This is a genomic window from Bacillus sp. REN3, assembly GCF_017912555.1.
In the GTDB taxonomy this organism is placed as follows: Bacteria; Bacillota; Bacilli; order Bacillales; family Cytobacillaceae; genus Mesobacillus.
Genome location: NZ_JAERSD010000016.1, coordinates 93,604 through 107,125, shown reverse-complemented (window position 1 = coordinate 107,125; position 13,522 = coordinate 93,604). Strand labels below are relative to the sequence as shown.

General features: G+C 46.8%; 9 protein-coding genes, 1 other RNA gene and 1 other annotated feature. Of the genes, 1 reads left to right on the top strand and 9 read right to left on the bottom strand.

What is annotated here, in order from left to right; all coding sequences use genetic code 11:
• Positions 1-498: 498 nt before the first annotated feature.
• The 4 genes from ssrS to JJQ88_RS14640 all read right to left on the bottom strand — a co-directional run bounded on the left by ssrS (position 499) and on the right by JJQ88_RS14640 (position 4,607).
• Positions 499-686: non-coding RNA, 6S RNA (gene ssrS / locus JJQ88_RS14655), on the bottom strand.
• A 62-nt stretch (positions 687-748) separates the two neighbouring features.
• A complete protein-coding gene (gene aspS, locus JJQ88_RS14650) occupies positions 749-2,524 on the bottom strand; it encodes an aspartate--tRNA ligase (RefSeq protein WP_210366787.1) in 1,776 nt (591 codons plus the stop codon).
• Entirely contained in the window at positions 2,524-3,810 is a 1,287-nt protein-coding gene (gene hisS, locus JJQ88_RS14645) for a histidine--tRNA ligase (RefSeq protein WP_210366796.1), read from the bottom strand. Before hisS ends, aspS begins: the two co-directional genes overlap by 1 nt.
• Before the next feature lie 318 nt (positions 3,811-4,128).
• Positions 4,129-4,369: a binding site (T-box leader), on the bottom strand.
• Between the two features lie 61 nt (positions 4,370-4,430).
• Complete coding sequence (locus tag JJQ88_RS14640; RefSeq protein WP_210366786.1) at positions 4,431-4,607, bottom strand: hypothetical protein; 177 nt, start codon at positions 4,605-4,607, stop codon at positions 4,431-4,433.
• Positions 4,608-4,794: 187 nt separating this feature from the next.
• On the opposite strand from JJQ88_RS14640, the gene JJQ88_RS14635 reads away from it, so the two are divergent.
• The gene (locus tag JJQ88_RS14635; RefSeq protein WP_246861199.1) at positions 4,795-6,555 is read left to right on the top strand and encodes an N-acetylmuramoyl-L-alanine amidase family protein; all 1,761 of its coding nucleotides are present in this window, start codon (positions 4,795-4,797) and stop codon (positions 6,553-6,555) included.
• Positions 6,556-6,627: 72 nt separating this feature from the next.
• Here JJQ88_RS14635 and dtd read toward each other — a convergent pair whose 3' ends face one another.
• The 5 genes from dtd to JJQ88_RS14610 all read right to left on the bottom strand — a co-directional run bounded on the left by dtd (position 6,628) and on the right by JJQ88_RS14610 (position 13,504).
• Entirely contained in the window at positions 6,628-7,065 is a 438-nt protein-coding gene (dtd, locus tag JJQ88_RS14630) for a D-aminoacyl-tRNA deacylase (protein WP_210366785.1), read from the bottom strand.
• A gap of 12 nt (positions 7,066-7,077) precedes the next feature.
• Complete coding sequence (locus JJQ88_RS14625) at positions 7,078-9,270, bottom strand: RelA/SpoT family protein (protein WP_210366784.1); 2,193 nt, start codon at positions 9,268-9,270, stop codon at positions 7,078-7,080.
• A gap of 579 nt (positions 9,271-9,849) precedes the next feature.
• A complete protein-coding gene (locus tag JJQ88_RS14620) occupies positions 9,850-10,362 on the bottom strand; it encodes an adenine phosphoribosyltransferase (RefSeq protein WP_210366783.1) in 513 nt (170 codons plus the stop codon).
• Positions 10,353-12,719: a single-stranded-DNA-specific exonuclease RecJ gene (gene recJ, locus JJQ88_RS14615; RefSeq protein WP_210366782.1), complete on the bottom strand. Its 2,367-nt coding sequence runs from the start codon at positions 12,717-12,719 to the stop codon at positions 10,353-10,355. The genes JJQ88_RS14620 and recJ overlap by 10 nt, the downstream gene beginning before the upstream one ends.
• Positions 12,720-13,192: 473 nt before the next feature.
• Positions 13,193-13,504: a LapA family protein gene (locus JJQ88_RS14610; protein ID WP_210366781.1), complete on the bottom strand. Its 312-nt coding sequence runs from the start codon at positions 13,502-13,504 to the stop codon at positions 13,193-13,195.
• Between the last annotated feature and the right edge of the window lie 18 nt (positions 13,505-13,522).

Genomic DNA, 13,522 nt, shown 5'->3' with positions numbered 1-13,522 from the left:
TGCATTAGCATTTTCGAGGAGTCAGTCCCTTCCGTTCCAATCAACTCTTTAAAAAACAACATTCAGCTTTAACACAGTCTTTCTTTTTAAAAAACAACCGTTTGGGTTTTTGCAAATAAAGTAGCGCCTGGATCCAATTCCACTAAGTGGAACTTTGTCGGAATCAACAATCAACTGTTGAAATCACCTATGATTTGTACCAGTTCCCACCGATAAAAAATGGCCCTCCGCCGCAGCCTGTCCAACTCTTTCATATATAGTCAGGCAATTATAAAACGTTCTTTTTGCTTTTCCGTTTTTCAGCAGATAACAGAGAATCGGATACAAAAAGATCAAAGAGGCACGGATGTGCTCCCCTGTTGAAAAAATTCGCTTCAGAATGTTGGGCTCCGTAAAATAAAAATACCACAGCACAAAATGCTGTGGAGAACAAAATTTTATAATTTCTTTTCCTTTGAAAAAAAACCATGCAAGGCATGGTTTTAAAAGTATGTATCAGAGAGTCCCAATCGTGCCGTCGCTTTAGATGCCTTCGTCTTGAACCCGCTCTCAGCAGGTGGGTGCCCTGTTCCAGGTTTCTGTAAGTCCTCAAGCCAGAGGCATTTACGCTGCCAGGAAACTCAGGCTCCCGAACGAAAAATGTTAGGTCAAAACTTCAGGTTTAACAACGAACACATCAGGACTCTTTATCTTTTGTTAGTATAATATCACACACAGAAACGAAGTTCAAGTAATTGAGAAATGGATATCACGAGTCTTTCTTGACATTTAATGACAGATGAAGCTCATCGAGCTGGGCACTGCTCACTTCCCCTGGAGCATCTGTCAGCAAGTCGCTCGCGCTTGCCGTTTTAGGAAATGCAATCGTGTCACGCAGGTTGGACCTGCCAGCCAGCAGCATCACCATCCTGTCAAGGCCAAGAGCGATTCCGCCATGCGGCGGCGTACCGTATTCGAACGCCTCAAGCAGGAAACCGAATTGCTCATTTGCCTGTTCTTTCGTGAATCCAAGCACAGAAAACATCTTTTCCTGAACGTCCCGTTCGAAAATCCTCAGCGAGCCGCCCCCCAGCTCATAGCCATTCAGGACAAGGTCATAAGCCTGTGCCTTTACATTTGATGGGTCACTTTCAAGCAATGGCAAATCCTCGCGTACAGGCATCGTGAAAGGATGGTGCGCAGCGAAGAAGCGGCCCGCTTCCTCGTCGAACTCCAGCAGCGGCCAGTCAGTAATCCAGAGGAAATTGAACTTGCTCTGGTCAATCAGGCCGATTTCTTTTCCGAGCTTCAGGCGGAGAGCGCCAAGCGCGTCGGCGACAACATTCTTTCTGTCAGCCACGAACAGCAGCAAATCGCCAGTTTCGGCATCAAGTTTGGAAATAAGGGCTTCCTGGTCCTCCTGGGCGAAGAACTTCGAAATCGGCCCCTTTAGGCCGCCTTCCTCCGCCTTTAGCCATGCAAGCCCTTTTGCTCCGTAAACAGCAACGAACTCTGTCAACCCATCAATGTCCTTCCGCGAGTACCTTGATGCAGCTCCTTTGACATTGATTGCCTTTACCTGGCCGCCACCGGCCACTGCTGAAGCGAAAACCTTGAATCCTGAGTCCTTGACTGTATCGGATAGGTCAATCAGTTCCATGTCAAATCGGGTATCAGGCTTGTCTGAGCCAAAACGATCCATGGCCTCTTCAAAGGTCATGCGCGGAAATGGTATAGGAATGTCCAATCCTTTAACATCCTTCATGACTTTTTGCATCATGCGTTCGGTCAATCCCAGGATATCTTCCTGGCTCATGAAGCTTGCCTCAATGTCCACCTGAGTGAATTCAGGTTGTCGGTCAGCGCGCAAGTCCTCATCGCGGAAGCAGCGGGCAATCTGGTAATAACGCTCGAAACCTCCGACCATCATCAGCTGCTTAAAAAGCTGCGGAGATTGAGGAAGCGCATAGAATTCACCGGGATGCACCCTGCTTGGCACCAGATAATCCCTTGCTCCTTCTGGGGTGCTTTTCGTTAAGATCGGCGTCTCGACATCCATGAATCCCTCGCTGTCAAGGAAATCCCTGATCGCTTTCGTGACCTGATGCCTCATTTTGAACGTTTCAAACATCACTGGTCGGCGAAGGTCAAGATACCTGTACTTCAAACGGACATCTTCGGAAACATCGGTCTTATCAGCGATCACGAAAGGTGTGGTTTTCGCTTCATTGATGATGGTCAGTTCTTCCGCCTGGACTTCGACTTTCCCTGTCTTGAGGTTTTCGTTGACGGTTCCTTCCCCGCGGCCGACAACGGTTCCTTTCACATCAAGTACATATTCTGTCCTTACTTTATCGGCAATCGCCAGTGCTTCAGGTGAGACATCCGGGTTGAAAACAATCTGCACGATACCTGTCCGGTCGCGCAAATCGATGAAGATCAGTCCCCCCAGGTCCCGGCGCTTTTGCACCCAGCCTTTTAGCGTCACTTTTTCTCCGATAGCTGTTTCGGTAACTTCACCACAAAAATACGTTCTTCCAAACATTACATACTCCCCCTTGTTCCGGAAATCTCATGGAACTTATCAATGAAATCTTCAAGCGGCAATTCGGTCTGTTCACCGGTTTCCATCGTTTTGAGATTGATCTTGTTTTCGTTCAGCTCATCATCACCCAATACAGCAACATATCTTGCGTTCATCCTGTCGGCTGCCTTGAATTGAGCTTTTATTTTTCGGTCAAGGTAATCTCGTTCAGCAGAAAATCCTGCAACCCTCAGCTTGTGCAGCAGGGCGACTGTGTAATCTTTAGCCTTGTCACCAAGTGAGACGAGATAACAGTCGATTTCTTCTTTTAAAGGAAGTTCAACCCCTTCAGCATCAAGGGCGGATAACAGCCTTTCAATGCTGAGAGCAAAACCGATTCCCGGAGTTTCGGGTCCGCCGATTTCTTCGACAAGACCGTTGTAGCGCCCACCGCCGCAAAGCGTGGTAATCGCACCGAACCCTTCTGCATTGCTCATGATTTCAAATGCAGTGTGATTGTAATAATCAAGTCCGCGGACAAGGTTAGGATCGACTTCAAATTCGATGCCAAGATCTGTAAGGTACTGTTTCACTTTTGAGAAGTATTGAGAGGAACCCTCATTTAGATACTCAAGGATTGATGGAGCGGATTTCATCAGCTCGTGATCCCGATCCGCCTTGCAATCCAGGATCCTCATAGGGTTCTTTTCCAGGCGGTTCTGGCAGTCGCTGCAAAATTCCCCGATCCGCGGCTCGAAATGATTAACAAGGGCATCCCTGTGCGCCTTGCGGCTTTCTTTGTCTCCAAGGCTATTGATGACAAGCTTCAGTTTTTTCAAGCCCAACTCCTGATACATCGCCATGGCGAGTGAAATCACTTCCGCATCAATCGCAGGATCAGCGCTGCCCATTGCTTCGATCCCGAATTGGACGAACTGACGGAATCTCCCGGCCTGTGGGCGTTCATACCTGAACATCGGACCCATATAATAAAGCTTTACCGGCTGGTTCGGATTTCCGAACATCTTATTCTCGACAAAAGAGCGGACGGCAGCTGCAGTCCCTTCAGGGCGCAATGTCAGGCTCCTGTTCCCCCGGTCTGCGAAAGTGTACATTTCTTTTTGGACAATATCCGTCGTATCGCCGACACTGCGCAGGAACAATTCAGTCTGTTCGAAGATCGGTGTCCTGATTTCACGGTACTGATACCTTTCGCAAAGCTCCCTCGCTTTCTCTTCGATAAACTGCCATTTTTCAGCCTGGCCCGGCAATATGTCCTGTGTTCCCCGCGGAATATTGATTTTAATAGCCACGGTGCATCCTCCTCCATCGTCATCAAGATTCTATCTTATGTAAAAGCTGTTTTCGTAAAATTTGCTGTTTTTTAATAAATGATTGATTTACACTTCAGGCTGCTCTCTTTCCGCGGGGGGTGAGCTGAGTCTCTTCGTCGGAAAAGCGCCTGTGGGGGCTCAACTTACCCGCTGATCCGCAGGAGTCTCTCACCTTCCGTTGCAATCAATCGAAAACGATTTATTTTTCTTAAAATTGATTCAGAAAACAACAATCTTTTAGAAAACAGCCTATGTAAAAATAAAAAAAGCCCCCAATCCCTTGCTATTCTAACAAGGGACGAGAGCTTTGATTCCCGTGGTGCCACCCTAATTGAAGGCGCCCCTGAGCGCACTTCCTCTTTGACAGTTAACGCCTGAATACGTCCCCTCCTAATGATGGCTGATGCCACGTTCAAAGAGGATTCCTACGGAGTGTTCATTCACCAAGTCATCATGCAGGAATGCTTTCAGCCAGGGCATCCCCTCTCTTTTCATGTGTCTCTCGGCTACTGTGCTCCATCAACGGTACAGTTCCAATATGGCATTTTATTTATATTATAATACGGAGTGGATCTGCGATTGTCAAGGGCAAATCATGAACGCCCAAGCTGCTTTTTTAATTTTTTCACATCACGGAGAGACAGGCCGAATTCAGACGCCAGTTCAACAGCATGTGAACTTTGTTCTCTCTGGATAAAATCATGGAAGTCCACTCCAAAAAGCTGATTCTCGCCAAATGAAGAAAATTGTCCTTTCTCGCTATTACGCATGCAATCACCTTCCCTCTTCTATTCCTGCATATTCTGCCCAGAATAAAGAAAAAGTTACATTCGTCAACCAATCCATTAAAATTTTTCGCGGAAAATCCGATAAAAGTAAAAGGAATCGGGTGATTTCACCGGTAAATTCAGGTAATATAGGGTTTATAGAAAACAAGAAAGGGAGGGGTCATTAGCATTGTCCAAGAATAGCATGATTGCAGCCGTCCTTAGTTTGCTCCTGATCTTATCGAGCCTGCCAGCGGGCCATGATCGCGCAGAAGCGGCCAATGGAAAGCTAAAGATTACAGCAACCAGCCTGAACGTAAGACAGGGCCCCGGCTTAAGCTATCCTATTGCCGGTTCTGTCAGGAAGGGAGAACAGTATCCGATTCTTAAAGAATCAGGTGACTGGATCAAGATCAGCCTTGGCAGGGGAAAAGAAGGCTGGGTAGCGGAATGGTTTACTGAAAAGCTTGGAAATGACCCTTCCCCTGGCTCAGCAATCTCCAACAGCGACACCGGCAAAGTAACAGCAAATGGTCTCAGGGTCCGCAAAGGTCCCGGTACGAACTTTAGCATCATTGGCTCCCTCAATAATGGCCAATCTGTTAAAATCCTAAGTACCAGTGGGCAGTGGATACAAATCAGCAGCGGATCACTACAAGGCTGGGTTTCAGGTGAATATTTACGAACAAGCAGCACTGAAATTCCGGGGAAATCTTCAAGCACTACCAAAACAAAGAACACTGCCACAATCTCTGCAGACTCATTGAATGTCCGTGATCACCCTTCATTGAATGCCAGGACAATCGGAAGTTTGAAGAAAGGGACAATAGTTGAAATATTCGAACAGTCCAATGGCTGGACAAGCATTACCTATTCTGGCAGGAAAGCGTGGGTAAGCAGCCAATTCCTGAATCAGGCAGGAACAGGCACAAAGGATAAAGTATCATCGGGACAGTATACAGGAATGGTGACAGCTTCCACCTTGAATGTCCGTGAGCGAAATTCACTCAACAGCAAAATTGTTGGTTCGGTTTCCAAGGGTCAAAGCTTCCAAATCCTCGATGAACAAAATAATTGGATGAAAATTGAATACCGGCCGGGGAAAACTGGCTGGGCAGCAGCCTGGTTTTTTGACAAGAAACAAAGCGGGCCCGCTATTCCTCCAAAACAGACAACCCAAAAGAGCATTGTCAAAATCCTTGAGAACGGTACAAATATCCGAAAAGGACCAAGCACCGCAACGGCAGTCATTCGGAGGGCAAATCAGGGCGAACTCTACCCGGTCAGGAGCCTGAAGAAAGATTGGTATGAAATTTCATTGCCTGACGGTAAGATTGGCTATGTCGCCGGCTGGATCGTCACAGTCGCTGGAAATGCCCAACAGGTTGAAAAGCCAGGTGCTGAAAAACATATAAAAAATAAGACGGTCATCATCGATCCCGGCCATGGAGGCAGGGATAATGGTACGACAGGCGTCAGGGGAACGCTTGAGAAAACATTGACTTTAAAGACTGCCCAGTCCCTTTATGACAAGCTTAAAGCTTCGGGCACGAACGTCATCCTTACCAGGAACCATGACTCCTACCTATCGCTTGGCTCCCGGGTCAGCACGGCCCACTATCATAACGCAGATGCGTTCATCAGCCTGCATTATGACAGCATCAATGACCGGAGCATAAGGGGAATGACGACTTATTACTATCATTCCAGCCAAAAGCCCCTCGGTAAGGAAATCCATTCGGCTGTGATCAACAGGACCATGCTGAAGGACCGGGGTACACGGTTTGGCGATTACCACGTCATAAGGGAAAACAGGCAAAAAAGCGTGCTGATCGAGCTAGGATACTTGAGCAATCCGGCAGAGGAAATGCTCGTCAATAGCCCTCAATATCAGGAAAAAGTGGCGAGTGGCATCTCTGAGGGGTTGGCGAGATATTTCAAAAACAATTAAGGCGGTTTTATGGATCGCTTGCAATAAAAGAAGGCATTCCCTGAATATCTGGAATGCCTTCTTTTTTTATTATCAACTTTCGATGATCAAAGTCACCGGCCCGTCATTTGTGAGCTGGACATCCATCATTGCTCCGAATACCCCGGTTTCCACCTTCACACCTTTTTCTTCAAGAAATCGGTTGAAGGCATCGTAAATGGCGCTCGCATGGCCAGGCTTTGCCGCTTCCATGAAATTCGGCCTCCGGCCTTTCCTGCAATCGCCATACAGGGTAAATTGGGATACTGAAAGGACTTCTCCGCCCACGTCCATCAGGGATAAATTCATCTTCCCTGCATCGTCTTCGAAGACTCTGAGGTTCGCGACCTTCCCTGCGAGAAAGGCAGCATCCTCTTCACGGTCTTCATGAGTGACGCCGACAAGAACTACAAACCCTTTTGTAATCGAGCCGGTAATCTTCCCATCCACCGTTACGTTTGCCTCTTTGCTTCGCTGTACAACTAATCGCATTCTCAAATCTCCTTAACTCATCATCCTTCTGACTGCGTAGATGTCAGGAATCTGTTTGATCCGGTCAACGACCTTCTGCAAATGGCTGACATTATGGATCGCGATTGACATATTGATCGTTGCGACCTTGTTGCGGTCCGATTTGCCGGACACTGCGGTAATATTTGTCTTTGTTTCATTCACTGCCTGCAGCACTTCGTTCAGGAGCCCTCTTCGGTCATATCCGCTGATTTCAATATCGACATTGTATTCCTTCCGGTCATTCAATCCTGTTTCCCACTCAACGGGGATCAGCCGGGCCTGTGCATCCTCTGAATGGATGTTCACACAATCGGACCGATGGACAGAAACGCCTCTTCCTTTTGTAATGAATCCCACGATATCGTCTCCAGGGATTGGATTGCAGCAGCGCGACAAACGGATCAGCAGATTGTCGATTCCCGCAACCCTGACGCCTGATTCCCGTCTTTTTGCAGGGGCAAAGGCCTTCATTTCTGAAACAGCGTTTGCGATATCCTTCTCCTGCTCCAAGTCACGCTGTTTCCGCAGCTTTTCTGTCAGCCTGTTCGCCACCTGGAGTGCTGTTATGCCGTTATAGCCGATCGAGGCGAATAAATCTTCCTCATTGGAAAAGTTGAATTTCTCGGCTACCTTCTTCAGGTTCTCACCAGTAAGGATTTCTTTGACATCAAAATCCATATTCCTGATTTCTTTCTCAAGCAGTTCCCGGCCTTTTTCAACGTTTTCATCCTTTTGCTGCTTTTTGAAAAATTGGCGGATTTTGTTTTTCGCCTGGGACGTCTGGGCAAGTTTCAGCCAATCCTTGCTTGGTCCATAGGAGTGCTTGGATGTCAGGATTTCGACGATGTCTCCGGTCTTCAATTGATAATCAAGCGTGACCATCTTCCCGTTCACCTTCGCGCCAATCGTCTTGTTGCCGATCTCCGAGTGGATACGGTAGGCAAAGTCGATCGGGACTGATCCGGACGGCAATTCAATGACATCTCCCTTTGGCGTGAACACGAATACCATGTCAGAAAACAAGTCAATCTTGAGCGATTCCATGAATTCTTCAGCGTTAGCTGTATTATTTTGGAACTCAAGGATTTCCCGGAACCAGGACAGCTTCGTCTCAAAATTGGATCCCTCAGCTGATTTTCCTTCCTTGTAAGCCCAGTGAGCAGCAACCCCGAACTCAGCGATCCGGTGCATTTCCTCTGTCCTGATTTGGACTTCCAGCGGATCTCCTTTTGGGCCGATCACTGTAGTATGGAGCGACTGGTACATATTTGGTTTTGGCATGGCGATATAATCCTTGAACCTGCCAGGCATTGGCTTCCAGCATGTGTGGATGATGCCAAGGATCGCATAGCAATCCTTAATGCTTTTGACGACGATCCTTACGGCAAGCAAGTCATAGATTTCGTTGAATTGCTTGTTTTGAAGGACCATTTTTCGATAGATGCTATAGATATGCTTAGGCCTGCCGGATATTTCAGCCTTGATTGAAACTTCTTTGAGCCGTTCCCGAACCTCTTCGATGACTTCATCCAGATATTGCTCCCGTTCAGCGCGCTTCCTTTTCATCAAATTCACAATCCTGTAGTATTGCTGCGGGTTTAAATACCTTAACGCTGTATCCTCGAGCTCCCATTTGATCTTCGAGATACCGAGCCTATGGGCAAGCGGAGCGAATATCTCAAGCGTCTCATTCGAAATCCTCCGTTGTTTTTCAAGCGGCAGGTGCTTCAATGTCCTCATATTATGGAGTCGGTCAGCAAGCTTGATGAGAATCACCCGGATATCCTGGGCCATCGCCACGAACATCTTCCGATGGTTTTCCGCCTGCTGTTCCTCATGGGATTTGTATTTGATTTTCCCAAGCTTCGTTACCCCGTCGACAAGCATGGCTACTTCATCATTGAATGTTTCCCTTATATCATCAAGCGTCACATCTGTATCTTCCACGACATCGTGAAGAAAGCCTGCTGCAACAGTCGCTGGATCCATCTCGAGGTCCGCAAGGATGGCTGCCACCTGGATTGGATGGATGATGTACGGTTCCCCGGATTTCCTGAATTGATCATGATGAGCCTGTCTGGCGAATTCATATGCCTTCCTTACCAATTCCACATTCTCATCATTTAAATATGCTTTTGTACAGTCAATGACCTGTTCTGCTGTCATTACCTGATCATTCGCCATAGGATCACCTTATTTATATTATAAGAATCCGCATTTTCCTGCGGGATTTATCGAAAAATGAATGATAGATACATCATTCCTCTATAAGTACTAGAATTATTCTTATAAAGTATTGTTACTATTATCAAAGAAAAATGCAAAGATGTAAAGGGATAGGAATATATTTAAACAGCAAAAATAAGAAAAATGTCGAAAAATATTTTTGAAGGCTGTCTTAAAGCCCAATGTTTACTAGTCCTGAAGTCGTGAGCCACACGTCAGTACATGAGCATTTCCTTCGCTAATGTTTAAGAAGGGAATGCTGGTTCTTTGTCCGCAAGGCATCCGCTGACAGAGGCCCTCGCTCGCTGTTCCCCAGCGTAAAAACGGCTGCAGTAGATGAAGTAATTAGCCATATCTGAATGTAAGGTGATTTCCGCTTATATAGGCTATGCCGAATGACCTGGATTGTGGACCGTGATTCCTTACCTTCAGGATAGGACACCCTGTCATATGAATGCAGCTGTATTGCGGCTGGTCCAAAATTCCCATAGCATTTCCAATGTAAAAGGGCACTTCTTAATGAAGCGCCCTGCTATTTTAATATTGCATCAAAGTCAGAAGGTCATAACCTTCAAGCTTTTCGCGTCCATCCAAATATGTCAATTCGATCAGGAAAGCAATTCCTGCGACAACGCCTCCAAGCTCTTCTACCAGCTTGATCGTAGCTTCGATTGTTCCCCCTGTAGCGAGCAAGTCATCCGTAATCAATACTCTCTGCCCTGGTTTGATGGCATCCTTATGGATTGTCAGGACATCCTTGCCGTATTCAAGGCCGTAGTTCACCTTGATTGTCTCGCGGGGCAGCTTGCCTTCTTTCCTGACAGGAGCGAACCCTACTCCGAGGGAATAAGCCACCGGGCAGCCGATGATGAAGCCGCGTGCTTCGGGTCCGACTACAATCTCGATTTCTTTTTCACGTGCATAAGCGACGATTTGGTCCGTCGCATATCTATATGCATCGCCATTGTCCATTAAAGTGGTGATATCTTTAAACTTAATTCCCGGCTTTGGCCAATCGGGAACGATGGTGATATATTGTTTCAAATCCATTCTATAATTGCCTCCTCATTTCTCACCGACCCTTGAATCACCTGGTCGAACCAGCCCTTCAATTGCTCATATGACGAATAGAGCAACTCATTTTCAAGAGTGAATGCTTGCACTTTGTGCTGGTATGTTTTCGATTCGGATAAATCCCTTTTCGGTACATTTCGTTCGAGTGAAATAAATCCATTGTTTATTTTAACAAAATTCAGTTCAAAAAACACCTGTGACATGAAATCGACAGTTTCTTTTGTCCACCCTCGATACCTTGCTAGCTCGTCCCCGTATTTTTTTAAATCAAATGGGCCTTTTTGGGCAAGGAACGCATAGAACCATTTGAAATGCTCTCGCGTGGGCATCGTCGTGAAGAAGTCGCTGTTCTCCTTGTAAAAATGGACATAGACCCTGCAAGGAGATTTACCGGCAAATAAAGCATGCAGGATTTCTTTGGTTGGCGGAAGATCAAGAAGGACAATGAAACTGGAATCAACCCCGATTTTCTCTGCTTCCTCCTTTGTTGCTGCCACTTCCAATGAATCATCCACAATAGAAGAAAATTTATCTTTCAATCCATGGTTGAAAAGAATCCATTTCCGATTTTCAGCCGGAATCATTCCCGGCATCTTTTCGATTTTCTTCAATCCCCTGAAGTCAAAAAGTTGCCACGATTTCACCGCTGCGTCTTTCAGGAAGATTTGCGGCTTCCTGATGTTATTCCATTCGTTGATTGCCAGTTCGCCAATGACAGACAGCTTCGAACTCGGCGAAATGTGGTCCTGCAAATATCCGAACCCGAAGCCAATCCCGTCAATGGCAGCACCATCTTCCTCAAGAGACAGCTTTAAATGTGATTTGTCTGACCCGATCTTCCTCAATGCCGCTATGCTTGCATCATCGATCAGTACCTTAGGTTTCGGATTGCTGATGCCATAGGGGGAAAGGAGACCAAGTTCCTTAATAGACTCGATATTGATTTCCTTTACATCAACTTCCGCATCAATGTACGAGACCGGGATCAAATCTTCATCTGTCAATTGTTCCCTTGCGAGGGCATTCAGCCTGTCCCTGAGCCCGTCGACATCCTCAAGTTTCAGTGTCATCCCTGCGGCCATAGGGTGCCCACCAAAATGAGGAAGGATGTCCCGGCATGCCGACAGGTTCCTGAATAAGTCGAATCCGGCTATACTCCTTGCCGAACCTTTTGCTACGCCTTTTTCTTCGTCAAAACTCAGCACAATGGCCGGACGATAATATTTTTCCACAAGCTTAGAGGCGACAATTCCGATCACCCCAGGATTCCAGCCTTCCCTGCCGACAACCAGAACCGGATTTTCATCAACTGGATAGCGGCTATCGACCTCCTGGATGGCTTCTTCAGCAATCTCGGCGACAAGCGCCTGCCGTTCCTTGTTCAAAGAATCGATTTCCTCCGCAAGCATCATCGCTTCCTCCGGATCAGAAGACATCATCAACTTGACGGCGGGATCCGCACTGCCAAGGCGACCTGCTGCATTCACCCGCGGTCCGATCAGGAACCCAATCGTTTCTTCATCTATTGCCGAACGTTTTGTTTTGGTTACCCTCAATAAAGCATGCAGTCCTGGAGTGCTGCTTGTTTTCAGCTGCTCGATGCCATTGAGGGCAATCAGGCGGTTTTCATCAAGCAAGGGCACAAGGTCGGCGATTGTGCCAATCGCGGCGAATTCGAGCAAATGCTCGGGAAGCTTTCCAAGCAGGGCATGGGCAACCTTGAAAGCCACTCCCACACCAGCCAGGTCCTTAAAAGGATAAACGCTTCCAGGCAGCTTCGGATGAATGATGGCAAAAGCATCCGGCAGCACAGGGCCTGGTTCATGGTGATCCGTAATGATCAGGTCGATGCCAAGTTCTTTCGCAACATCCGCTTCATGCAGTGCAGAAATACCCGTATCGACAGTAATGATCAGCCTGATTCTCTGTTCAGCTGCTTTTTTGAAGGCCGTTTCGTTAGGACCGTAACCTTCTGTGAAGCGATTTGGTATGTAATAAGTTGCATTCGCCCCCAATTCCTGAAGGGCTTTCATCATGACAGTCGTGCTGCTGACACCGTCTGCATCATAGTCTCCAAACACCAGCACAGGTTCTTGTGTTTCCACAGCGCGCTTGATGCGGTTTACTGCCTTATCCATATCCTTCAGCAAAAAAGGATCATGGAATTCATTTTTCCGGGCAAATAAAAAATACCGGGCATCTTCCACGGTATCCAATCCGCGATTGACGAGAAGAGAAGCTGTCAAACGACTGATATTGAGTTCCCTTACAAGCGACTCTGTTTTCGACTGGTCCGATTGTTTAACAATCCACCTTGTTTTTGGTTTTAACATACGTTCACCTCTCAGCCTTTCTATTATACAAAAGCCCAGTTTCCGTTTCAATCAACGAATTCGGTGTAATTCTTTGAAACTGCCGTCTCCAGGAAATGCAGAGAGGGACGATTGGTGCAATGGGTTCCTAAGAGAGATGGTATTTTCCCATTTTTTAAGCTTGCAATTCGCCATATTGGTTGTCCCAAAGTTTATTTTATCACTCTCAAAAATTTTATGCTTTCAAATTGGTTCCCCTCACACCGTTTTTTTTGATTGAATTTCACCGTAAGGATTGCTTTCCTCAAAATAACAAAGATAAATTTCTGGCATGCCGATTTTTCCCGGTAATTGAGATGAGGTTCCAAAAGAGAAGTAACCATTCAAAAAAAACAATCAAACAATGCTCCAATTTGGAGTTGGCTCCCCTCACATATTGGAGGCTGGCAACACTCCCCTACAGCAAGAAGCAGCATGCAATATGCTGCTCCTGATCAATGAATATCTTCAATTTGAGGGGGCGGCCCTTCCCTCGCTTCCTCCTCGCCAGCGAGCTTTTCTTCTAAAGCCCTGTTCTGCTTTTTCAATGCCCGGACCTCTCGCTTGAGCATGTACATCCTGAACAGCCCAACAGAACCGACAATGATGCCGCCCATCAGGACAGATCCAAGAATCACCAATATGAGCGGCCATTCTGCTTCGCCAAAAAGATAGTTGACCGCCACTGGCTCTACATTTATCACGGCAAAAACAGAGACAATGAGTGCAAATGCAATGCCCAGTAGCAGTGCCCACTGAAATTTCATGTTTCCCCACTCCTTCTA